Here is a 19646-nt window from a genome sequence, read left to right as displayed (position 1 = left end):
AGCCGTCTAGTCGTCTTCCAGCGGGCGTACGCGATCCGCCAGCGCCCGGATGCGCACCCGTTGCGCGGCCTCGATATGGGCGCGCATGGTGGCCTCGGCGGCGGCCCCGTCGCGGGCCTTCAGGGCCTCCAGCACGCGGCGGTGTTCGGCATCGGCATTCTCCGCCCGCTCGCTTTCGGTCAGCGTGGTGGGGCCGAGGATCATCATGGCCTTGTGCAGCGAGGTCATGGACTTGGCCAGAAAGCGGTTCTTGGCCGTATCCAGCAGGGTGGCGTGGAAAAGGCGGTTGAGCCGCGCCGCCTCTGTTCCGCTGGTTGCGGCGGTCAGGCGGTCGTTCAGTGCCTCAAGCTCTTCGATCTCGACCTCCGAGGCCGCCCGGGCCGCCAGCCGCGCCGCCGTGCCTTCCAGCACCGCGCGCATCTCGTACAGCTCCATGACCTCGGGGTAGTCCAGCCGCCGCAGGCTGGCGCCGGTGCGCGGGATATGCGTCACCAGCCCATCGGTTTCGAGCTGGCGGATGGCCTCGCGCACCGGGGTGCGGCTGACGCCAAGCCGGGTCGCAAGGTCGATCTCGCGCAGGCGGTCGCCCGGCAGCAGCGTTCCGGCCCGGATCTCTTCCAGAAGCTGCTGGTAGACCGAATTGCCCGACGGGCCGGGGGGCGGGGCATCGGTGCGGGTGGTCATCTTGGGCTCCCATTCTTGCATACACTTGGATACATGCGGCGGGGCCGGGCGGTCAAGCCGCTTGGCCCGCAGCTTGCCAAGCCAGCGCCGCCAAGACAAGCCATGTCGCCACGGTGCTGCACGGAAAGGTCTGTGCCGTGGCGGCCCCGCCGGTGGCGCGCGGCAATCTGCCTGTGCGGCTGCTTTCGCCGGTGTCCACGCCACCGGGCCTGCGTTTGGCCTCTCACCCCTCTCCGACCGCCGGGGGCAGGCCCATGGTCCCCGGAAGCGGCTGGCCCGAGATTGGCCTGAGACTGGGCCGGGATTGCCCGATGTTCCGGCACCGGTCAGTGACAGCGGACCCGAACCGGGCCTGTCAGACGCGGAATCTGTCCGGATTTGGCATGTTTACTCGTATTGCATCCGGGCGATATGTTTGTTTCAGCCGCATCGGAGGTATCCGGCCCCGGCGCGGTGGCACGCGACCACAGGGGATGGCCCGGGGGTGAAGAGGCAGCGCAATCCGCAGGACGACCTGACATTCCTGTACCAGCGGGAGTACGGAGAACCGGCCGAGCTGGCCCTTCGCCTGTCGGGCACCCTGCTTGGGTCGATCCTGCTGTACATCTACACCGGCTGGCTGGCCGCCCTGCTCTGGAGCGGTCTCTACCTTGCCGTTCACGCCGCGCTTTACGGCTTTCTCCGGCTTCGGAAACGGGTCGCGCGGCCCCGCGACCCGGTGATCGCCGGGCTGCTTGTGGTTGCCGGCCTCTGCGCCTTTCTCTGGATGCCCGTGCATCTTGCCGCGCAGGAGGATGCTGCGCTGTCCTACGCGGGCCTCGGGCTGATGGCCACGACGATGGTCTTCCTGTCCCGGCGCGCCGACCGCGATCTGTGGATGATTGCCCTGCAGATCATCGTCATCGGCGGCCTTTGGGCGAAGGTGTCCTGGCATGTCGCGGCGCGGGCGCATGCCTGGCCCGAGAAGGGCGGCATCGCCCTGATGACCTTCGTCGTTTTCTTCTACACCGCGCAGGCCATGCTGTTGTCGCGCAAGACCCGGCTTGCGGGCGAAGAAACCGCGGCCCGCGCCGCGCAGGAACAGAAGGCCTCCGCCATCGGTCGGCTTGCGGGCGGCGTGGCGCATGACTTCAACAACGTGCTGACGGTGATCAAGGGCAACCTTGAACTGGCGGACCTGCTGGAAGACCCGAAGGACCGCGCCGCCGCGCTGGACGAGGCCCGGGCCGCCGCCGAGCGTGCCGAGGCCGTGGTTCAGCAACTGCTGGTCTATGCGCGCCGGGCGCCGGTGCGGCGCGAGCGGCTGGACGCGCCGCGCAGCCTCGACCGTATCCTGAGGCAGGCGGCGCCGCTCTTGCCTGCGGGCGTCCTGCTGATGCCGCAGGGCCAGCCCGACCCGCATTGCGTTCAGGTCGACGAGGGGCTGCTGACCGCGGCGCTGATCAACCTGATCCGCAACGCCGCCGATGCCTCTGTGCCGGGCGACGTCATCCGTGTTTCGACGCGGGCGGTGCAGCTCGACGATCCGCGCCGCATGGCGGATTGCAGCCTTCTGCCGCCCGGCGCCTATGCCAGCATCCGGGTCGAGGATACCGGCCACGGCATTCCGGCAGAGCGGATCGGACGGGTGCTGGACCCGTTCTACACGACAAGGCCGGTCGGCAAGGGCATCGGGCTGGGCCTGTCCATGGTGCTGGGCTTTGCGCGCGAGGCGGGCGGCGGGCTGGCGCTGGACAGCGATGCGCGCGGCACGCGGGCCACCCTGTACCTGCCGCTGGCAGAGGCGGCGGGGCCGCAGGTGCCGCAAACGAAAAACGCCGCCCCCGAGAGGACGGCGTTGTAATCGGCAGTTCGGGACGGCTCAGAAGCCGAGGCCCTCGTACTTCTTCTTGAAGCGCGAGACGCGGCCGCCCTGGTCGAGCATGCGGCCGGTGCCGCCGGTCCAGGCCGGGTGCACGGTCGGGTCGATGTCCAGCTGCAGCGAGTCGCCTTCCTTGCCCCAGGTGGTGCGGGTCTGGAATTCGGTGCCGTCGGTCATCTTGACGGTGACGACGTGGTAGTCGGGGTGAATGCCCTTTTTCATATCGCCGCTCCTTACGCGTTCGCGTTCTGGCCCTTGAGGGGCTTGTAGTTTGCATCTTCCGCGATCCGGGCCGATTTGCCGCGACGCGAGCGCAGGTAGTACATCTTGGCGCGACGGACGCGGCCACGACGGACGACCTCGATGGATTCGATGTTGGTCGAGTACAGCGGGAAAACCCGCTCGACGCCTTCACCGAAGGAAATCTTGCGGACGGTGAACGAGGCCGCGATGCCCTTGCCGTTCTTGCGGCTGATGCAGACGCCTTCGTAGTTCTGCACGCGGGTGCGGGTGCCTTCGGTCACCTTGTAACCGACGCGAATGGTGTCGCCGGCCTTGAAATCGGGAATGGTTTTCCCGAGCGAGGCGATCTGTTCCGCCTCGAGTTGTGCGATGAGGTCCATCCGACCTTCTCCTATGTTCGTCGCGGTTTGCCCGCGGAGATGTCTGGCCCGGAACCGGCGCGGGCGCCGGAGCGGGACAGCTTTTTCTTTCTTGCGTCCGGTCCGGGGCGGGCAGGGCCTGCCACCGGTCCATATCACGAAAGGCACCGAGTCGCCCCGGTGCCCATCGCTGGCCTGCCTATACGCCCGCGCCGTCCTTCGATCAAGTCCCTTGCACGCGGCGCGGGGCCTCTGCGCGGAGGCTTCCGAAACAGGCGGGCGCCTGCCGCATCGGGGGCGTTGCGCGCGGGTGCGCCGCCTGCGCCCATGGCGCCGATCCAGTCGCGCGCGGTGCCGATGGCGTCAGGACAGGGTGCCGGGGCAGTCGCTGCCGCACCGGTGGCGCCGGGGTGCGTTGGCGCCTTCCCCAAGGCGCGGTGTCAGGGGCCGTCGCGGAAGGGTCGCAGGTACACGGTCTGGGTGGCATCCAGAAAGCGCGCGCTGACCCAGCCCGAGGTGCCGCCCGCCCGCACCTTCATCCAGACCCCCTGAGGGCCATCGACAAGCGTGCACTCCTCGATGGTCACCGTGTCGCCTGCCGCGACAGAGCCGATGCGGGCGCCGCCCATCCCGGGCGCGTCCCGCATGTTCACGCCGCTGGCGACCGGGCGCTCCATCGTCTTGGGGTAGGGTTCGTGCATCACGCCCGACAGGTCCGAGCCCCAGAAGGCGGCGTCGCGCGTCAGCCTGCCCGAAGAACAGCCCATGGCATCGGCAAGCAACGCCACAGAGGCATCGGGCAGGCGGCGGTCGCCGGAGACGGCGCACCAGGCGCTGTCCCGGGCGGTACAGGGGGGCGGGCCGGGCAGGATGTCCAGGCCGACGCTGCCATCGTCGCGCAGTTCCACCAGGCAATGCGCGGCCCCGTTGTGGCTGGCGGCGATGCGGCGCGCGCCAAGCTGTGCGGCGAAATCCTCTATGGGTAGTGTGGGCGTTGAATAGCCGCCCAGATCAAGCTGCCCCCATTCGTAATCCACGAAGGATTTGTGGATCGTCGGTTCCGCCGCGAAGGCGGTGTAGCACATGGCCTCCAGCGCGGTGGTGCTCAGCCCGGCGGTGTCCACCGCCCGCGCCATATACGGCGGGCCGACCGGGGTCAGGCGCATGGCATGGGTGCGGATGCCGCCGCGCAGGGTAAAGAAGCTGGCGGAGGTGCGATGCTCCAGCGCCTCGGCCAGCAGGATCGGCGGGGCGACCCCGCCCATGATCAGCGAGGCATAGGCCTGCGTGATGTCATAGGTCAGGTTCATCATCTGCCGCGCCTCGACCGCCTGGGTGGCCTTTTCCTCGGGCAGGATGCCCATGTGAAAGCCCAGCTCGGCCCCGTGTTCGATATAGCGGTAATCCATGTCCTCCGAGATGTCGCGGGTCGAGGTCGACAGCGCCACGGCCAGCGCGCAGGCCGACAGGCAGGGCCCGTCCTTCAGGACGAAGACCCCGTAGATATCCGGATCCTGGTTCTCCATGATCGAACTGATGTACCCGCCCAGTGCGATGCCTTCCAGGAAGTTGCCGCCCGGGCTTTCCAGCACGATGTACTTGCCCCAGGTCGTCTCCAGCGCCGCTTTCACGCGCTCTGTGTCGCCCGGCACGATGGGGCCGGAGAGGTGAAAGACAGTGTATTGCGAAACCTGTCCCGGCTCGGGCGTCCAGTTCGAGCTGTAAAGCGAGCGCAGGGCTTCGAGACGGGGGGCGAGGTCGGGCCGCTGGGTGATCTCCAGCGCCTGCGAGAAGGCGGGGAACAGGCAAAGGGTCAGCACGAGGCCGAGGCGGGACAGCATGGCAGGCCTTTCAATAAGCTGCGGAAATGCCGTCAGGCTAGCCCGCGCCTGCCCCTGCGTCCAGCGCCGCGGGGCCTGTTGTCCGGTCTTCAAGGAGGGGCAGGTCATTGCATAGGCAGGCCCCCTCCACGGTCCGGGGCCGCGCGCGGCCTTGTTGTAGGCGACCCGCTTCCAGACCGGCTAGGCCACGGGAAAGCGCCGCCGGATCGCCAGGGCAGGCGCGGCGCCTGCCGCCTATCGGAAGCGCATGTTGAACACTGATTCGAGCATGTCCGAGGTGAAGGGGATGGACAGATGCGTCATATGCGGGATCGGGGGCAGGCCGCGGGGCGGCTCGTCGGCGCCCACGAGGATCGAGATGACCCCGGCCCGCGACATTTCCGAGATGAAGCCATAGGTCTCCGTCGCCTGCAGATCGTCGGGCTTGCGGATGAACATATGGGTCAGGGCCTCGCCGCTGGCCAGACGCGCACGGGCATGCGCCACCGAGGGCACTTCCTCGACGGTGGCGTTGGCCATGCGATGGGATGCCGCCTCTGCCAGATCCAGCGAGATCAGCGGGTCCGGCTCGACGATCAGGAGTCTGAGCATTTTTGAAAAGGCCTTCCGTTGCCCTTTCGCTTTTAATGGGGCAACCTCCAGACCGCATTTAACTATGACATAGCGGAACGCATCCATGCGGATCTCCTGCCAAGACTGCCCCCTGCGCAAACTGGACAGCTTTCAGGCCTTCAGCGCGTCGGACATCAAGATAACCGACGCGCTGAAACACGGCGAGCTACGCGTCGACGCGGGCATGCCGATCCTCGAGGAGGGCACCTCCTCGCCGCAGCTTTACACCGTGCTGCAGGGGCAGGGGGTGCGCTACAAGACGCTGGAAAGCGGCAGGCGGCAGGTCCTGAGCTTCGTCTTCCCCGGTGACTTCCTCGGGCTTCAGGCGGCGGTCATGGAGGAAATGGACCACTCGGTGGAATCGACGACCGAGATGGTGCTCTGCGTCTTCGACCGCAAGGATCTGCGGCGGCTGTACCGCGACGCGCCAGAGCGCGCCTTCGACGTGACATGGGTCGCGGCGGAGGAGGAAACGATGCTTTCGGAAGCCCTGACCGCCGTCGGCCAGCGCACCGCCAAGGAGCGGGTGGCCTGGGGGCTGATGCGGCTGATGCAGCGGTCGAAGGCCTCGGGCCTTGCCAAGCGTGACCGCGCGCCGATGCCGTTCCGGCAGACCGATTTCGCCGATGCGATGGGGCTGTCGCTGGTCCACACCAACAAGACGCTGTCGATGATCCGCCGTGCGAAGCTGGCCACATGGGCGGATGGCTGGCTGGACATCCACGACCCCGAAGGGCTGGCCGAGATGGCGGGCACGCCGCTTAACGGCACCCACTGCCGCCCGCTGATCTGACCGCTTACAGCGGCAGCTTGTACCCGATATGCGTCGGCTGGTAGCCGAGGCTTTCGTAGAAGCGATGGGCCTCCGGGCGGGTCTTGTCGGTGGTCAGCTGCACCAGCGTGCAGCCGCGCGCCCGGGCGGTCTCGGCGGCCCATTCCAGCATCCGGCGGCCAAGGCCGCTGCCCCGGGCCGCTGCTGCGACGCGCACCGATTCCACCTGCCCGCGCCAGGCGCCCAGACGCGAGATCCCCGGCAGAAAGGTCAGGTGCAGGCAGCCCAGCAGGGCGCCGTCTTGCTCGGCGACGGCAAGGAACTGGTTCTCGTCGCGCTCGATGGCCTCGAAGGCGGACAGATAGGCGGCGTTCAGCGGCAGCGAGGCATCCTCGCGCCCGGCCCCCAGAGTGTCGTCGGCCAGCAGCGCGACGATGGCGGGCAGGTCGGCGCGGGTGGCGCGGCGCATCATTCCGGGCGCCCCTTGTAGGCGGCCCAGAGATCGGGGCGGCGCTGCCGCGTCAGGTCTTCGGCCTGCGCCCGGCGCCATTTCGCGATCTCGCCATGATGGCCGGACATCAGCACCTCGGGGATCGCCAGCCCCTGCCATTCGGCGGGGCGGGTGTATTGCGGATGTTCGAGCAGGCCTTCGGAAAAGCTTTCCTCTTCGGTCGAGGCGGCATTGCCCAGCACCCCCGGCAGCAGCCGGACGGTGGCGTCCAGCATGGCCTGCGCGGCGATCTCTCCGCCGGTCAGCACGTAGTCGCCAAGGCTGACTTCGGTGATGCGGTAGTGATCCAGAACGCGCTGGTCCAGCCCTTCGAAGCGGCCGCAGATCAGGGTCACGCCGGGCCGGGTGGCCAGATCGCGCGCCATGGCCTGATCGAAGCGGCGCCCGCGCGGCGACAGGTAGAGGATCGGCGCGCCGGCGGGCATGCCCGCGCGGGCGGCCTCGATGGCGGCGCCCATGACGTCGGGCCGCAGCACCATGCCCGCGCCGCCCCCGGCGGGGGTGTCGTCGACATTGCGGTGCTTGCCCTCGCCGAAGTCGCGCAGCGGCACGGGCTGCAATTGCCAGCGGCCTTCCTTCAGCGCCTTGCCGGTCAGGGAATGGCCGAGAATGCCCGGGAAGGCCTCGGGGAAAAGCGTGATCACCTGCGCCTGCCAGGCCCGGGCCAGGGTCTCGTCCGGGCCCATCAGGTTGCGCGGCTTCATCGTGGCGTGGATCGACTTGCGGCCATGAGACCGCGGCGCGGGCTTGTCCTGTTCGGTCACGGGGGCCTCCGGTGGTTTTTTGCGGGTCTAATGGCTTTCGCGGCAGAGAGGAACCGTGAAAGCCGGTCGGGGGGCCGCTGCGCTTGGCTTCTGCCGGGACGGGGCAGGCCCCCCCCGGCTGCGGCTGTTCCCCAGGCGCCCGGGGCAGGCGTCAGTCCAGCAGGCCCTCGGGCGGGTCGGCGACGATGCGCCCGGCGGTCAGGTCGACGGTGGGCACGGCGGCCTGGGTGAAGGGCAGCAGAACCGTGCGGCTTTGTCCCGGCACCTGTATTTCCAGCAGGTCCGCCGCGCCGTGGTTGTGCACCGCCTTCACGCGGCCCAGTTCGGCGCCGCCGGTGTCCAGCACGGTCAGGCCGATCAGGTCGGCGTGGTAGAATTCGTCATCGGGAAGCGAGGGCAGCCGGTCGCGCGGCGCATAGAGCCGCGTGCCCTTCAGCGCGTCCGCATCCTCTTTCGTCAGGACGCCGGACAGGCGCGCCGCGAAGCCGCCCTTGATCTCGCGTTGCAGGTCTATGTCGTACTGCCGCGCGCCGTCCTCTGTGGACAGCGGGGCGTAGTCGGCGATGGCGCCGGGATCGGCGGTGAAGCTCTTCAGCCGCACCTCGCCATGTACACCGAAGGCGCCCGATACGGCGCCGACGCAGACCATCTCGCTGTCACTCATGCAAGGCCATCCCCGGTGTCATTGCGCAGGCCGGGTACAAAGCCCGGCGGAATTCCATGTTCCACCCAGTTCCTGACACAGATCGCGCTTGTTGGCACGTTCGAAGAGCACACCCGCCACGAAGGCCAGACCCAGAAGGATCAGCAGGCGGAAGGGGCGAAACATCGGCGATCCGGAACAGGGGAAAGCGTGCCCGGCGGGCGGGTGGGCCACCCGCCGGGACACAAAGGGCGCGGGTCTTATTCCGCGTCGCCCTCGTCACCACCAGCCGCGGCAGCGGCCTTGGCGGCTTTCTCTTCGGCGCGTTCCTTGGCTTTCTTGCCCGGCTCGGCCTTCTTCATGTTGGCGCGCTCTTTCTTCTCGACGACGCCAGCGGCTTCAAGGAAGCGCGACACGCGGTCGGTGGTCTGCGCGCCCTGGCCCAGCCAGTACTGGACGCGGTCCATGTCCATCTTCACGCGGTCTTCGCTGTCTTTCGGCAGCAGCGGGTTGTAGGTGCCCAGCTTCTCGATGAAGCGGCCGTCGCGCGGCATGCGCGAGTCGGCGGCGACGATGCGGTAGAAGGGGCGCTTCTTGGAACCGCCGCGGGCGAGACGAATTTTGATAGCCATGTGGGTTTCTCCTTGGGATGGCGTTTCAGAGACGGGGTTTGGCCCGCCTCAGGATTGGTGTTGCTTGTGATGCTGGATGACTTCCTGAATCACGAAGTTCAGGAACTTTTTGGCGAATTCCGGGTCCAGATCAGCCTGGGTCGCCAAATCCTGCAGCCGCGCGATCTGCTTTTCCTCGCGCGCGGGGTCGGATGGGGGAAGGTCGTGCTGCGCCTTGAGGACGCCCACGGCCTGTGTGTGCTTGAACCGTTCCGCCAGCGTGAAGACGAGGATCGCGTCCAGCCGGTCGATGGATTCGCGGTGGCCTTTCAGCAACTGGGCGGCGCGTGCGACGGGGTCGGTCATCGGGGTCTCCTGGGGCGGGGTGGTTCAGTGCGAGAGGGCATGGCGTGATGCTGCGGTAGATGCGAGGGGCCAGCCCCTCGCGCTCCCCGAGGTATTTCCGGACCAAAGAAGCAAGGGGGGGCGCCTGCGACGGCCCGGGACATCAAAAGGCACAGGTCAGTCAAGGGCGAACCCCTTCGGCCGGAAGAGCGGATCCCGGTAATGGGCGATTTCCATGGCGACGCCGTGGCCGATCTGGCCGCTGAGCGCCTCGGGCGTCGGGTGGCGGTAGACCGCGTCCGAGCCGTCGATGGAGGGCGCGGCGTGGTCCTTGGTGCAGCCCAGACGCTCTGCCAGGCGGATCGAGTCGAGGTTCTTGGGGTCGATGTAGCTGACCGCCGTTTCCCAGCCCATGTCGTGGTAGAAGTGTCGGCGCACGCGGTCCGTGGCCTCCAGAGCGAAGCCCTTGCCGCCCCGGTCCGGCCAGATGATCCAGGCGATTTCCCTCTCCGGCCATTTGGCCGGGAACCAGCCGCCGGCCATGCCGACGGTTTCGCCGCTGTCCCTGAGGTGGATCATCCACATGCCGAAGCCGCGGATTTCCCAATGGCCGATCTCGGCGGCATAGAGCATCCAGGTCTCGTAGGCATTGAGCGGCCCGCCCATGAACCGCGAGCGGTACGAGGCGAAGGTGGCCTTGAAATCCGGGTAGTCCTGCGGCTGCGGGGCCTTCAGGACCAGCCGTTCGGTGGCCAGTTCGGGGATCGCGGCGAAGCCCATCACGCGGCGCCTTTCCGGTGGCGGAAGACGCAGAGCGTCCGGTCCCCGATCGCGGCCTCGGCGTCCCGGTCGCGCTGCGCGCCCATGCGCTGCATCAGCGCCAGGCAGCGGCTGTTGTCGGCGGCGACATAGGAGACGACGCTGTCCCATCCCAGCGTGTCGAAGGCATGGGCGCGGGCGGCGGTCAGCGCCTCTTCGGCGATGCCCTGTCCCTCGGCGCCCTCGGTCAGGAAGATGCCCAGTTCGGCCTCGGGGTCGGCGTATTCATAGCCCAGCACCACGAAACCGGCAGAGGGCGCGGTCTGCGCGTCGATGGTCCAGAGGCCGTGGCCGTGCAGCAGCCAGCAGGCGGTGTAATTGGTGAATTCGGCCCAGGCCTCGGCGCGGGTCATCGGGCCGCCCATGTAGCCGGCGCGGTCCGAGCAGAGGATCGCCGCAAAGGAGTCGAAGTCGTAGATCCGCGGGCCGCGCAGTTGCAGCCGCCGGGTGTCGAGCACCGGCAGCCTGCCGCCCAGCCGGGCGGCGGTGCGGGCGGCGGGCCCGGGGCGGTGTATTTCGCAGGGCGCGATCATGCGGCGGCCTCGGCCGGGTGGCGCCAGACCTGCGCGGGGCCGCCCAGAAGGGTGGTGTCGCGCTCGTGCGTCGCGCCGAGGCGCTCTGCCACGCGGCGCGAGGGCGCGTTGTCCGGGTGGACAAAGGAGACCAGCGGCCCGAGGCCGCGTTCCGTGGCGGCCCAGCGGCGGGCGGCGAGGGCGGCCTCTGTGGCGTAGCCCTGGCCCTCGTGGCCCTCGAAGAGGTGCCAGCCCAGTTCCGGCTCTTCCCACATGACGTGGTCGATGACGCCGACCCGGCCCACCGGCGTGCCGTCGCGCAGCACGGTGAACATGCCGTAGCCCTTCAGCGCCCAGTGCCCGGCGGTGCCGAGGAAGCCGCGCCAGATCGGCATCTGCTCGGTTTGCTGGCCGCCGGTGAAGAAGGCGCGGGGCGAGCGGGCATAGGCCTCGACGGCGTCGAAATCCGCCAGCACCGGCGTGCGCAGGGTCAGGCGCTCGGTCGAGATGGAGAGCGCGGGCATCATGACAGCGCCTCCGGCCCGGGGTGCCGCCAGAGCTCGTCCTCGCCCATGTTGGGGTTGTGGTAGGTGCGTTCGTAAACCGCGCCGAGGCGCGTGGCGAGCGCCTTGGACCGGGTGTTCGAGGGCACGATGTTCGAGGTCAGCGTGGTCATGGCCAGCCCGTCGAGGGCATAGGCCCACTGCCGCGCGCGGGTGGCGGCCTCGAAGGCGATGCCGCGCCCCTCGAAGCCGTCGAAGACCACCCAGCCGAGTTCCGGCTCGGGCCAGCCCTCGGGGTTCCAGATGCCGCTGATCCCGGCGGCCTTGCCGGAGGCGCGGTCCTCGATGACGAAATAGCCGTAGCCGCGGATGTGCCAATGCCCGACCATCAGCGCGAACCAGCGCCAGGCGTCGCCGCGATTGTCGTAGCCGCCGAAGCCGCCGGCGCGGGCGCTGTCCATCAGGAAGGCGATCACCGGCTCGGCGTCGGCCTGTTCGGGGCCGCGCAGGATGAGGCGCTCGGCCTCGAGGCGGGGGGCGTTCGTCAGGGTCATGGCCGGTCTCCTCGGGCGCGGGGAAGGCCGTTGCAACGGCCTTCCGACGCCGCAGGACTGCGGCGTGAAAGCGCCTTGCAGGGCGCTTGGCTGCGTGCAGAGGCCAGCGGCGCGTTCATGCGTAGGCCTCCGCGCTGCCGTCTGCGTCGGGGCGGTGGCGGTAGACGATGGTCTCTGCCGGGGTCTCGCCCTCGGGGAGCGGGGCGTCGGGGTCGGGCGTGGCGCCCAGCCGTTCGGCCAGCGCGATGGACCGGCTGTTGCCGGGGGTGATGTAGGACACCAGCGTTTCACGCCCCTGCGCCCAGGCCCAGTGCAGCGCCGCGGTCGCGGCCTCCTGCGCGTAGCCCTGGCCCTCGGCGGAGGCGACCAGCGTCCAGCCCAGTTCGCATTCGGGGTAGTGCGGCGGCTGCAGCAGGGATACCTGCCCGACAAAGGTGCCGTCGCGGGTTTCCACAGCCCAGGCGCCATGGCCGAGCAGATCCCACATGCCCACCTCCGAGGCCAGCCAGCGCCAGGCCGAGACACGGTCGAGCGGCCCGCCCATCCAGGCCGAGCGGTCGTCCGCGAAGACGTCGCAGAGGGCGTCGAGGTCTGCCATCACATGGGCGCGCAGGCGCAGACGGGGCGTGGAGAGGGTCGGGGCTGACATCGGTCGGGTCGGTGCGTGGCTGCTGTCGGATGCCTCCGGCGGGAGGTATTTCCGCCAAGAAGAAGCGGGGCCTTGCCTGTCCTTTCGGGCTTGGGGTTACGGGGTGCCGATCGGGGTTCGGCGGATCATTTCTTCTTGCCGAAGCCCGAGAGGCCGGGGGGCAGGCCGCCCCCGCCGCCGAGGCCGGGCAGGCCGCCGGGCATGCTCTTGCCCATCTGGCGGGCGGCGGCCTCGAGCGCCTTGGGGTCCATCTGGCCGGCCATGTCGGACGGAGCGCCATCCTTGCCGAACATGCCCTTCATGGCCTGTTTCAGCATGCCGCCCTTGCCCATCTTGCCCATCTTCTTCATCACGTCGGACATCTGGCGCTGCATCTTCAGCAGCTTGTTGAGGTCGCTGACCTCCATGCCGGAGCCTGCCGCGATGCGTTTCTTGCGGCTGGCCTGAAGGATCTGCGGGTTGGCGCGTTCCTTCTTGGTCATCGAGTTGATCAGCGCGATCTGCTGGCTGAGGACCTTGTCGTCCATGCCCGCGTCGCCCATCTGCCTGGACATCTTCTGCGCGCCGGGGAGCATGGACATCATGCCCTCCATGCCGCCCATCTTGATCATCTGCTCAAGCTGCATCTTCAGGTCGTTCATGTTGAACTGACCCTTCTGGAAGCGCTTCATCATGCGCTCGGCCTGCTCGGCCTCGAGCGTGGCCTGCGCTTTCTCCACGAGGGAGACGATGTCGCCCATGCCGAGGATGCGGCCCGCGACCCGTTCCGGCTCGAAGGTTTCCAGCGCGTCCATCTTCTCGCCCAGACCGACGAAGCGGATCGGCTTGCCGGTGACCGCGCGCATCGAGAGCGCGGCGCCGCCACGACCGTCGCCGTCCATCCGGGTCAGCACGACGCCCGAGATGCCGATGCGGTCGTCGAAGTTCTGCGCCGTGTGCAGCGCGTCCTGACCGGTCAGGCCGTCGACCACCAGAAGCGTCTCGCGTGGGTTGGCGACGTCGCGCACCGCCTCGACCTGTGCCATCAGCTCTTCGTCGATGCTGAGGCGCCCGGCGGTGTCCAGCATGTAGACGTCGTAGCCGCCGAGGCCGGCCTGCGTCTTGGCGCGTTTGGCGATGGCGACCGGGTCCTCGCCCTTGACGATGGGCAGGGTGTCGACGCCGATCTGGGTGCCGAGGATGGCAAGCTGTTCCATGGCCGCCGGGCGGTTGACGTCGAGCGAGGCCATCAGGACCTTCTTGCCGTCACGCTCTTTCAGCCGTTTCGCCAGCTTGGCGGTGGTCGTCGTCTTGCCGCCGCCCTGCAGGCCGACCATCAGGATCGGCGCGGGCGGGTTGTCGATGCGCAGGCGGCCCGGGTCTTCCTCGCCGCGCAGCACCTCGATCAGCTCGTCGTGGACGATCTTCACGACCTGCTGGCCGGGGGTGACGGATTTCGTCACCGCGGCGCCGGTGGCCTTCTTCTCGACCGCCTTCACGAACTGGCGGGTGACCGGCAGCGAGACGTCGGCCTCCAGAAGGGCGACGCGGACTTCGCGCAAGGCGGTGCGGACGTCATCCTCGGACAGGGCGCCCTGCTTGGTCAGCCGGTTGAAGACGCCGCCCAGGCGTTCGGAGAGATTTTCGAACATGAGGGAGACCCCTCCTTCTGTCTGTCTCGGGTACCTCTCCAAGGTAGGCGGAGCGGACCGGCTTCTCAATCGCGGCGGGTCAAAGCACGAGAGCCCCCGTGGGCGCAACGCGCTGACGGAGGGCGATCCCGGGCCATGCCCATGGGACCGGAAGACTCAGGGGGCTTCCGGGATTGGGCGGGGTTTGCAGGAAACGGGCCATAAAGTCAAGGGTGCGCCGGGGTCATCGGGTGTGGCGCAGGGGGCAGGGGGCCTGCGGTTGCGGCGGCGTGGGCGGTGGGCGCCGCCCGGCGCTGTGTGACCGCAAGGCGTGGCGCCGACCGGGGCCTGGGGGCAGAGGGGCGGCCAGAGGGGCGGGCCGTTCTGCGCCGATACGGGATCGCATTGCCGGGCAGGGCGCGGTGTGGCAGGTTCTGGAAACCGTTCCCCCGCTGTTCAAGAGCGCCCGTTCATGCCCGCAAGCTACAGGATCGTCCCGCAGCTGAACCTGTACCTGGTCGCGTTCCGGGGGGACATCACCGTCGATCAGAACATGGAGGTCTACCGGGCCTATCGCGCCGATCCCCTGTACGACGGCGGGCAGCATCTGCTGCTGGACGCGGAAGACTGCCGGTTCCCGGAGAACTTCTTTGCCGAGGTGCAGCGCATCGCGATGCGGATGACGCCGTACAGCGAGGCGCGCGACCCCCGGGCTCGGACGGCGATCTACGCGCCGCAGAAGGTGGCCTTCGGGATTTGCAGGCTGTACCGGGACGCGGTGAAGGACAAGATCCCCTACCACCTTGGCGTCTACCGCGACCCTGTCGAGGCGCTGGAGGCGCTGGGGCTGGATGTGCGCGACCCCGAGGTCCGGGGTCTGCTTGGGGCGCGCCGCACGGGTTTCGGCGCCCGGTGACGGAGCCCGCAGCCCGCGCGGGCAGGGGGCTGGATGGCAAGGGGTCTGCGCCCCGAACGCGGGCCGCAGTTTTCCACCCTCCGCCGGTCGGCCGCGCCGCGGGTCCGGCCCGCGGCGCGGGTGCAGGTGTCAGGCGGCGAGGCCTTCGATATCGGTGTCGGCGCGGGCCGAAGAGGCCGTGGCGTCCACCATCTGCCGGTCCGAGCGCACCACCTGGATATCGGTGATGCCCATGAAGCCCAGCATGTGGCGCATGTAGGGCGTGGCGAAGTCGATGGGGCTGTCGACCTCGGTGCCGCCGGAGGCGACGGCAAGGATGGCGCGCTTGCCTTTCAGCAGGCCTTCGGGGCCGGCCTCGGTATAGCGGAAGGTGACACCGGCGCGGGCCACCTGATCGACCCAGGCCTTCAGGCCCGTGGGAACGCCGAAGTTGTAGACCGGCACGCCGATCAGCAGGGTGTCGGCGGCCTTCAGCTCTGCGATCAGGTCGTCAGACAGGGCCAGCGCGGCGCGGTGCGCGTCTGTGCGGTCCGCTTCGGGGGTGAAATTCGCGGCGATCCAGTTGGCGTCGATCAGCGGCAGGCCGCCGGACAGATCGCGCGTGACGGTCCGTGCCGGGGCCAGCTTGGCGGCGATGCGGTCGGTCAGGGCGCGGCTGGTCGAGCCTTCGGTGCGGGCAGAGGCGTCGATACGCAGGAGGGTGTCGGTCATGGTGTCCTCGTTGGGGCTTGTGCAATTGCGGCATAGATTGCCCCTTGCGTGCACGAACGCAATCGGCGCAAATGCAAGGTGAGTGTTTATCCTTGCACAGGTGGCCAGATGGAAAACTGGGACGAGGTGCGCACCGCGTACCAGGTGGCGCGACTGGGAACGGTCAGCGGAGCGGCAGAGGTGCTGGGCGTTCACCACGCCACGGTGATCCGTCACATCGACGCGCTGGAGGGGCGGCTGGGCGTGAAGCTGTTCCAGCGCCATGCCCGTGGCTATACCGCGACCGAGGCGGGCACCGACCTCCTGCGCGTCGCGCAGACCACCGACGACCAGCTTCAGCAGCTGGAGGGGCGGATACGCGGACGCGGCTCGGATGTGTCGGGCGAGTTGGTGGTGACCTCGCTGGTCTCCTTCGCGCCCTTGCTGGTGCCCGCGCTGACCTCTTTCCGCGCGGCTTACCCCGAGGTGACCGTGCGTTTCCTGACCGGCGAGCGCCTGTTCCGGCTGGAATACGGCGAGGCCCATGTGGCGCTGCGCGCGGGCAAGGCGCCGGAAGAGCCGGACAATGTGGTGCAGCGGTTCAAGGCGCAGCAGGTCGGGCTTTATGCCACCAAGGGCTATATCGCGCGGATGGGCCGCCCCGAAAGCGAGGAAGACCTCGCCCGCCATGAATTCGTGGCCCATGACAATGCCGACAGCCGCGCGCCCTTCCTGCTTTGGCTGGCCGAGAAAGTGCCGCGCGATCGCGTGGTCTTTCGCAGCAGCGATCCGCGGGTGATGGACATGGCGGTTCTGGCCGGGGCCGGAATGGGCTTTCTGAACATGCGCGACGCGGCGCAGCACCCGGACCTCGAACTGATCCACGGACCCAACGAGGCCTGGGAGTCGAACCTCTGGCTGGTCACCCATGTCGATCTGCACCGGACGGCCAAGGTTCAGGCCTTCCTGAAGCACCTCAAGGCCTTCGCGGAAGAGACCTGCCGGGAATGACAGAGGCGCAAAAGGGCCATGCGGCGATGCTGGGCTACGCGGCGGTTGTGGCCGGGTCCTTCTCGCTGGGCAGCATGGTCGGCCCCCACATAGAGCCATCGGTCCTGAACGCGGTGCGCTTCGTACTGGCGGCGGCGCTGCTCTGGGGCATGGCGCTGGCAACCGGGGGTGTCTCGCGCAGGGTCGCTGCGGCGCCTTGGCGCTACTTTGTCCTGGCGGGGCTTTTCGCGCTCTACTTCGTGACCATGTTCGAGGGGCTGAAGACCGCCGAGCCGGTCAGCATGGCGGCGGTCTTTACCCTGAACCCGGCGCTGACGGCGGTCTTCGGCTACCTGCTGTTGCGGCAGGTCACGACGGCGCGCATGGCGCTGGCCATCGTCGTGGGCGGGCTGGGGGCGCTGTGGGTGATCTTCCGGGCCGACCTTGGTGCGCTTCTGGCCTTCGAGGTCGGGCGCGGCGAGGCGATCTATTTCTGGGGCTGCATCGCACATGCGCTTTATGCGCCGCTGCTGCGCAAGCTCAGCCGTGGAGAGCCCGCGCTGGCCTTCAACGCGGGGATCGTGACGGCGGGGGCGGTGATCCTGTGTCTTTGGGCCGGGCCGCGCGTGCTGGCGACCGACTGGGCGGCGATGCCGCCGGTGGTCTGGGTCACGCTTCTTTACGTCACGCTTCTCGCTACGGCGCTGAGTTTCACGATCCTGCGCTACGCCGCGCTGCGGCTGCCCTCGGCCAAGGTGATGGCCTATACCTACATCGTGCCGTCCTGGGTGATCCTGTGGGAGCTGGCGCTTGGGCGCGGCGTGCCTTCGGCGCTGGTGCTGCCGGGCGTGGCGCTGACCGCGCTTTCGCTGCTGCTGCTTCTGAAGGACGAAGAGGCCCCGGCCTGACGGGCGGGAACGAAGCGGCCCGGTCCGGCGTTGGCCCCGCAGAAATGGAACGGGAGACAGCACCATGGTGCGCAATATCATCTACATCATCGGTCTGGTCGTGGTTGTCGTGGCGGTGATCCGCCTTGCGGGCCTCGCCTGATCCGACGGCCCGCGGTTGGTGGTGTCGAGCCCCCCAAGGCGGGGTCGCGCGCCGCCAACGGGCCATGCGGTCCTGTGCCTGCAAAAGCCCCCGATGCCTGCGTCGTAACCTGAAGGCGGCAGCGTCAAGGCTGCGGCGTCGGGACGGGCGGTACGGGTCCTGGCGCCCTGCACCCTGCGGGCCTGAGCGGGCCTGACGGGGCGGCACCGCGATCGGCGCCGACAGGGCCGGGCCGCCCGTTCTACCGATTAGCCGCATGGTTGCACCTTTTCCGATGCCGGGGACCGGCAGGGGCAAGGGGGCATCAATCCGGCTGGCGCAGTTCCTTTTCCAGAAAACGCTCGAACCCGTCGAGGTCGAGCTGGTCGAACTGTCCGAAGCCCTGCATCCAGACCGAGGCATCGCGCAGCGCGTCGGGTTCCAGCTTGCACCACTTCACGCGCCCGCGCTTTTCCTGACTGATCAGACCGGCGTTGGTCAGCACGCCCAGGTGCTTCGAGATCGCGGCGAGCGAGACGTCGAAGGGCTCGGCCACATCCGTTACCGCCATGTCGTCCTCCAGCAGCATCGTCAGGATGCGGCGGCGCGTGGGGTCCGCAAGGGCGGCAAAGACGATATCGAGGCGGGTGCTCATGACCCTGCGATAGCGGCAAACGACGGGTCTGCCTAGAGCATGCCTGGGCTGGCCCGGTGGCGGGGGTGCCGCACGCTCAACTCTGCGGTTGAATATGCCGGACGGCGCGTAGGGCGGGCGGCTGCGCCTCTCCGGCCGGTCGTGGCTCTTGAGTGTGGCCTGGGAAGTCGTTCAGTATCAACATCTTGCGGAAAAGGTCGCAGCGGCGAACACGGCGTTGACTCGGGGCGCCCCTCCGCTTAGCACCATGGCGAACCTGAAGGGACCCTCCCGCGTGGCCGACCCCGATCCGAAACGGCAGTTAGAAGATCTGGATGCCCGGCTTTCGGCGCTGAAAGCGGCGCAGAAAAGCGAGAAGTCCCACCAGGAAGAGCACTACAGCCAGGCGCAGGTTGCCTGGCGAATGGTGACAGAGATGGTGGCCGGTCTGGGGATCGGCTTTGGCATCGGATACGGGCTGGACTACGCCTTCGGCACCACCCCGTTTCTCATGGTGCTGTTTACATTGCTGGGCGTCGCGGCGGGCATCAACGTGATGCTGCGGACCGCGAAAGAGGTCCAGGCGACACAGATGGGCGCGCAGGCGGCCCGGGACAAGACAGGCGGCCCCGACGGGGGCGAGCACGAGGGGAAGTGACAGATGGCGACAGAGACGGACACCCACGCGGCGGACGTGGCCGCAAATGTGGCCCACGCAGCGGACGCTGCGGCGGCTGACGGCGGCTCCAGCCTCGTGTTCCACCCGATGGACCAGTTCATCGTCAAGCCGCTCTTCGGCTATGGCGAAGTGGGAATGTTCACCATCACCAACGTGACGCTCTGGCTGTTCCTCGCGATCGTCGCGATCTTCGGCCTGATGGTGCTGGGCACCTCGCGCCGCGCCGTCGTGCCCTCGCGCAGCCAGTCCATCGCCGAGCTGGCCTATGGCTTCGTCCACAAGATGGTCGAGGACGTGACCGGCAAGGACGGCCTGAAGTACTTCCCGTACATCATGACGCTGTTCATGTTCATCGTCTTCGCCAACTTCCTTGGCCTGCTGCCGATGTCCTTCACCACCACCTCGCATTTCGCCGTGACCGTGGTGCTGGCGCTGGCGGTCTTCCTGACCGTGACGGTGCTGGGCTTCGTCAAGAACGGCGCGGGCTTCCTGTCGCTGTTCTGGGTCGCCTCGGCGCCGCTGGCGCTGCGACCGATCCTCGCCATCATCGAGATCATCTCGTACTTCGTGCGTCCGGTCAGCCACTCGATCCGTCTTGCCGGCAACCTGATGGCCGGTCACGCGGTGATCAAGGTCTTCGCGGGCTTCGCGGCCATCGTCGCGGTCTCGCCCATCGCCATCGTCGCCATCGTCGCGATGTACGGGCTGGAGATCCTTGTGGCCTTCATTCAGGCCTACGTCTTCACGATCCTGACCTGCGTCTACCTGAAAGACGCGCTGCATCCGCATCACTAAGGGCGATGGGCCGCGGGCCC

Annotated in this window: 26 protein-coding genes; 7 read left to right on the top strand and 19 right to left on the bottom strand. The window is 68.4% G+C overall.

From position 1 onward, the window contains the following. Positions 1 to 6: 6 nt before the first annotated feature. Positions 7 to 684: a GntR family transcriptional regulator gene (locus ACN5KJ_RS13395; protein ID WP_347166595.1), complete on the bottom strand. Its 678-nt coding sequence runs from the start codon at positions 682 to 684 to the stop codon at positions 7 to 9. Positions 685 to 1168: 484 nt separating this feature from the next. On the opposite strand from ACN5KJ_RS13395, the gene ACN5KJ_RS13390 reads away from it, so the two are divergent. Next, complete coding sequence (locus ACN5KJ_RS13390) at positions 1169 to 2527, top strand: sensor histidine kinase (RefSeq protein ID WP_347166596.1); 1359 nt, start codon at positions 1169 to 1171, stop codon at positions 2525 to 2527. Between the two features lie 18 nt (positions 2528 to 2545). Here ACN5KJ_RS13390 and rpmE read toward each other — a convergent pair whose 3' ends face one another. The 4 genes from rpmE to ACN5KJ_RS13370 form a co-directional block, all read right to left on the bottom strand. After that, positions 2546 to 2767: a 50S ribosomal protein L31 gene (gene rpmE / locus ACN5KJ_RS13385; RefSeq protein WP_206563160.1), complete on the bottom strand. Its 222-nt coding sequence runs from the start codon at positions 2765 to 2767 to the stop codon at positions 2546 to 2548. An 11-nt stretch (positions 2768 to 2778) separates the two neighbouring features. After that, complete coding sequence (gene rplS, locus ACN5KJ_RS13380; RefSeq protein ID WP_023851128.1) at positions 2779 to 3168, bottom strand: 50S ribosomal protein L19; 390 nt, start codon at positions 3166 to 3168, stop codon at positions 2779 to 2781. Positions 3169 to 3587: 419 nt separating this feature from the next. Then, complete coding sequence (locus ACN5KJ_RS13375) at positions 3588 to 4988, bottom strand: SH3 domain-containing protein (protein WP_418594553.1); 1401 nt, start codon at positions 4986 to 4988, stop codon at positions 3588 to 3590. Between the two features lie 234 nt (positions 4989 to 5222). Then, entirely contained in the window at positions 5223 to 5579 is a 357-nt protein-coding gene (locus ACN5KJ_RS13370; RefSeq protein ID WP_418594551.1) for a hypothetical protein, read from the bottom strand. An 85-nt stretch (positions 5580 to 5664) separates the two neighbouring features. Between ACN5KJ_RS13370 and ACN5KJ_RS13365 the strand changes: the two genes are divergently transcribed. After that, the gene (locus ACN5KJ_RS13365; protein WP_347166600.1) at positions 5665 to 6393 is read left to right on the top strand and encodes a Crp/Fnr family transcriptional regulator; all 729 of its coding nucleotides are present in this window, start codon (positions 5665 to 5667) and stop codon (positions 6391 to 6393) included. Between the two features lie 4 nt (positions 6394 to 6397). On the opposite strand, the gene ACN5KJ_RS13360 is transcribed toward ACN5KJ_RS13365, so the two are convergent. The 12 genes from ACN5KJ_RS13360 to ffh form a co-directional block, all read right to left on the bottom strand. Further along, on the bottom strand, positions 6398 to 6844 hold the full coding sequence (locus tag ACN5KJ_RS13360; protein WP_418594550.1) for an N-acetyltransferase family protein: 447 nt from the start codon (positions 6842 to 6844) through the stop codon (positions 6398 to 6400). Then, positions 6841 to 7587 (bottom strand): tRNA (guanosine(37)-N1)-methyltransferase TrmD, encoded by a 747-nt coding sequence (gene trmD / locus ACN5KJ_RS13355; RefSeq protein WP_418594661.1) that lies wholly within the window; start codon positions 7585 to 7587, stop codon positions 6841 to 6843. Before trmD ends, ACN5KJ_RS13360 begins: the two co-directional genes overlap by 4 nt. Before the next feature lie 211 nt (positions 7588 to 7798). After that, complete coding sequence (rimM, locus tag ACN5KJ_RS13350) at positions 7799 to 8311, bottom strand: ribosome maturation factor RimM (RefSeq protein WP_347166602.1); 513 nt, start codon at positions 8309 to 8311, stop codon at positions 7799 to 7801. A gap of 18 nt (positions 8312 to 8329) precedes the next feature. Beyond that, entirely contained in the window at positions 8330 to 8476 is a 147-nt protein-coding gene (locus ACN5KJ_RS13345; RefSeq protein WP_347166603.1) for a hypothetical protein, read from the bottom strand. Positions 8477 to 8550: 74 nt separating this feature from the next. After that, complete coding sequence (gene rpsP / locus ACN5KJ_RS13340) at positions 8551 to 8922, bottom strand: 30S ribosomal protein S16 (protein WP_023851136.1); 372 nt, start codon at positions 8920 to 8922, stop codon at positions 8551 to 8553. 48 nt (positions 8923 to 8970) lie between these two features. Beyond that, entirely contained in the window at positions 8971 to 9267 is a 297-nt protein-coding gene (locus ACN5KJ_RS13335; protein WP_023851137.1) for a chorismate mutase, read from the bottom strand. A 156-nt stretch (positions 9268 to 9423) separates the two neighbouring features. Continuing rightward, entirely contained in the window at positions 9424 to 10026 is a 603-nt protein-coding gene (locus ACN5KJ_RS13330; RefSeq protein ID WP_229245561.1) for a GNAT family N-acetyltransferase, read from the bottom strand. Continuing rightward, on the bottom strand, positions 10026 to 10598 hold the full coding sequence (locus ACN5KJ_RS13325) for a GNAT family N-acetyltransferase (RefSeq protein ID WP_418594547.1): 573 nt from the start codon (positions 10596 to 10598) through the stop codon (positions 10026 to 10028). The genes ACN5KJ_RS13330 and ACN5KJ_RS13325 overlap by 1 nt, the downstream gene beginning before the upstream one ends. Further along, the gene (locus ACN5KJ_RS13320; RefSeq protein WP_418594545.1) at positions 10595 to 11104 is read right to left on the bottom strand and encodes a GNAT family N-acetyltransferase; all 510 of its coding nucleotides are present in this window, start codon (positions 11102 to 11104) and stop codon (positions 10595 to 10597) included. Before ACN5KJ_RS13320 ends, ACN5KJ_RS13325 begins: the two co-directional genes overlap by 4 nt. After that, positions 11101 to 11634 carry a GNAT family N-acetyltransferase gene (locus ACN5KJ_RS13315; RefSeq protein ID WP_418594544.1) on the bottom strand — a complete coding sequence of 178 codons (534 nt, stop codon included), beginning with the start codon at positions 11632 to 11634 and terminating at the stop codon, positions 11101 to 11103. The genes ACN5KJ_RS13320 and ACN5KJ_RS13315 overlap by 4 nt, the downstream gene beginning before the upstream one ends. A gap of 115 nt (positions 11635 to 11749) precedes the next feature. Beyond that, positions 11750 to 12283 (bottom strand): GNAT family N-acetyltransferase, encoded by a 534-nt coding sequence (locus tag ACN5KJ_RS13310; RefSeq protein ID WP_418594542.1) that lies wholly within the window; start codon positions 12281 to 12283, stop codon positions 11750 to 11752. 125 nt (positions 12284 to 12408) lie between these two features. Then, on the bottom strand, positions 12409 to 13914 hold the full coding sequence (gene ffh / locus ACN5KJ_RS13305) for a signal recognition particle protein (RefSeq protein ID WP_418594540.1): 1506 nt from the start codon (positions 13912 to 13914) through the stop codon (positions 12409 to 12411). Positions 13915 to 14365: 451 nt separating this feature from the next. Here ffh and ACN5KJ_RS13300 point away from each other — a divergent pair, with 451 nt between their 5' ends. Beyond that, positions 14366 to 14809, top strand: a complete 444-nt coding sequence (locus ACN5KJ_RS13300; protein WP_347166606.1) for a hypothetical protein — start codon at positions 14366 to 14368, stop codon at positions 14807 to 14809. A 129-nt stretch (positions 14810 to 14938) separates the two neighbouring features. Here the strand turns inward: ACN5KJ_RS13300 and ACN5KJ_RS13295 are convergent, their stop codons facing one another. Then, positions 14939 to 15520: an FMN-dependent NADH-azoreductase gene (locus tag ACN5KJ_RS13295; protein ID WP_418594538.1), complete on the bottom strand. Its 582-nt coding sequence runs from the start codon at positions 15518 to 15520 to the stop codon at positions 14939 to 14941. A gap of 108 nt (positions 15521 to 15628) precedes the next feature. Here ACN5KJ_RS13295 and ACN5KJ_RS13290 point away from each other — a divergent pair, with 108 nt between their 5' ends. Further along, positions 15629 to 16510, top strand: coding sequence for a LysR family transcriptional regulator (locus ACN5KJ_RS13290; protein WP_347166607.1), 882 nt, complete (start codon positions 15629 to 15631; stop codon positions 16508 to 16510). Next, entirely contained in the window at positions 16507 to 17397 is an 891-nt protein-coding gene (locus tag ACN5KJ_RS13285) for a DMT family transporter (RefSeq protein WP_418594536.1), read from the top strand. Before ACN5KJ_RS13290 ends, ACN5KJ_RS13285 begins: the two co-directional genes overlap by 4 nt. A gap of 446 nt (positions 17398 to 17843) precedes the next feature. Here the strand turns inward: ACN5KJ_RS13285 and ACN5KJ_RS13280 are convergent, their stop codons facing one another. Beyond that, positions 17844 to 18173 carry a metalloregulator ArsR/SmtB family transcription factor gene (locus ACN5KJ_RS13280; RefSeq protein WP_347166609.1) on the bottom strand — a complete coding sequence of 110 codons (330 nt, stop codon included), beginning with the start codon at positions 18171 to 18173 and terminating at the stop codon, positions 17844 to 17846. A 274-nt stretch (positions 18174 to 18447) separates the two neighbouring features. Here ACN5KJ_RS13280 and ACN5KJ_RS13275 point away from each other — a divergent pair, with 274 nt between their 5' ends. Then, positions 18448 to 18810, top strand: a complete 363-nt coding sequence (locus ACN5KJ_RS13275) for an AtpZ/AtpI family protein (RefSeq protein ID WP_418594534.1) — start codon at positions 18448 to 18450, stop codon at positions 18808 to 18810. A gap of 3 nt (positions 18811 to 18813) precedes the next feature. Then, the gene (locus tag ACN5KJ_RS13270) at positions 18814 to 19626 is read left to right on the top strand and encodes a F0F1 ATP synthase subunit A (RefSeq protein WP_347166611.1); all 813 of its coding nucleotides are present in this window, start codon (positions 18814 to 18816) and stop codon (positions 19624 to 19626) included. The last annotated feature ends 20 nt before the right edge of the window (positions 19627 to 19646 follow it).

The sequence above is a fragment of the Ponticoccus sp. (in: a-proteobacteria) genome (assembly GCF_048381735.1).
Note: the sequence above shows the minus strand (reverse complement) of the source record. Positions and strands in the feature narration are given on the sequence as shown.

Coding starts and splice junctions, on each gene's coding strand:
- ACN5KJ_RS13280 (WP_347166609.1), bottom strand. CDS start 18,173: ATGAGCACCCGCCTCGATATCGTCTTTGCCGCCCTTGCGGACCCCACG.
- rplS (WP_023851128.1), bottom strand. CDS start 3,168: ATGGACCTCATCGCACAACTCGAGGCGGAACAGATCGCCTCGCTCGGG.
- ACN5KJ_RS13395 (WP_347166595.1), bottom strand. CDS start 684: ATGACCACCCGCACCGATGCCCCGCCCCCCGGCCCGTCGGGCAATTCG.
- ACN5KJ_RS13295 (WP_418594538.1), bottom strand. CDS start 15,520: ATGACCGACACCCTCCTGCGTATCGACGCCTCTGCCCGCACCGAAGGC.
- ACN5KJ_RS13285 (WP_418594536.1), top strand. CDS start 16,507: ATGACAGAGGCGCAAAAGGGCCATGCGGCGATGCTGGGCTACGCGGCG.
- ACN5KJ_RS13300 (WP_347166606.1), top strand. CDS start 14,366: ATGCCCGCAAGCTACAGGATCGTCCCGCAGCTGAACCTGTACCTGGTC.
- ffh (WP_418594540.1), bottom strand. CDS start 13,914: ATGTTCGAAAATCTCTCCGAACGCCTGGGCGGCGTCTTCAACCGGCTG.
- ACN5KJ_RS13370 (WP_418594551.1), bottom strand. CDS start 5,579: ATGCTCAGACTCCTGATCGTCGAGCCGGACCCGCTGATCTCGCTGGAT.
- rimM (WP_347166602.1), bottom strand. CDS start 8,311: ATGAGTGACAGCGAGATGGTCTGCGTCGGCGCCGTATCGGGCGCCTTC.
- ACN5KJ_RS13290 (WP_347166607.1), top strand. CDS start 15,629: ATGGAAAACTGGGACGAGGTGCGCACCGCGTACCAGGTGGCGCGACTG.
- ACN5KJ_RS13330 (WP_229245561.1), bottom strand. CDS start 10,026: ATGGGCTTCGCCGCGATCCCCGAACTGGCCACCGAACGGCTGGTCCTG.
- ACN5KJ_RS13320 (WP_418594545.1), bottom strand. CDS start 11,104: ATGATGCCCGCGCTCTCCATCTCGACCGAGCGCCTGACCCTGCGCACG.
- ACN5KJ_RS13270 (WP_347166611.1), top strand. CDS start 18,814: ATGGCGACAGAGACGGACACCCACGCGGCGGACGTGGCCGCAAATGTG.
- rpmE (WP_206563160.1), bottom strand. CDS start 2,767: ATGAAAAAGGGCATTCACCCCGACTACCACGTCGTCACCGTCAAGATG.
- ACN5KJ_RS13365 (WP_347166600.1), top strand. CDS start 5,665: ATGCGGATCTCCTGCCAAGACTGCCCCCTGCGCAAACTGGACAGCTTT.
- ACN5KJ_RS13325 (WP_418594547.1), bottom strand. CDS start 10,598: ATGATCGCGCCCTGCGAAATACACCGCCCCGGGCCCGCCGCCCGCACC.
- trmD (WP_418594661.1), bottom strand. CDS start 7,587: ATGAAGCCGCGCAACCTGATGGGCCCGGACGAGACCCTGGCCCGGGCC.
- ACN5KJ_RS13315 (WP_418594544.1), bottom strand. CDS start 11,634: ATGACCCTGACGAACGCCCCCCGCCTCGAGGCCGAGCGCCTCATCCTG.
- rpsP (WP_023851136.1), bottom strand. CDS start 8,922: ATGGCTATCAAAATTCGTCTCGCCCGCGGCGGTTCCAAGAAGCGCCCC.
- ACN5KJ_RS13335 (WP_023851137.1), bottom strand. CDS start 9,267: ATGACCGACCCCGTCGCACGCGCCGCCCAGTTGCTGAAAGGCCACCGC.
- ACN5KJ_RS13310 (WP_418594542.1), bottom strand. CDS start 12,283: ATGTCAGCCCCGACCCTCTCCACGCCCCGTCTGCGCCTGCGCGCCCAT.
- ACN5KJ_RS13375 (WP_418594553.1), bottom strand. CDS start 4,988: ATGCTGTCCCGCCTCGGCCTCGTGCTGACCCTTTGCCTGTTCCCCGCC.
- ACN5KJ_RS13360 (WP_418594550.1), bottom strand. CDS start 6,844: ATGATGCGCCGCGCCACCCGCGCCGACCTGCCCGCCATCGTCGCGCTG.
- ACN5KJ_RS13345 (WP_347166603.1), bottom strand. CDS start 8,476: ATGTTTCGCCCCTTCCGCCTGCTGATCCTTCTGGGTCTGGCCTTCGTG.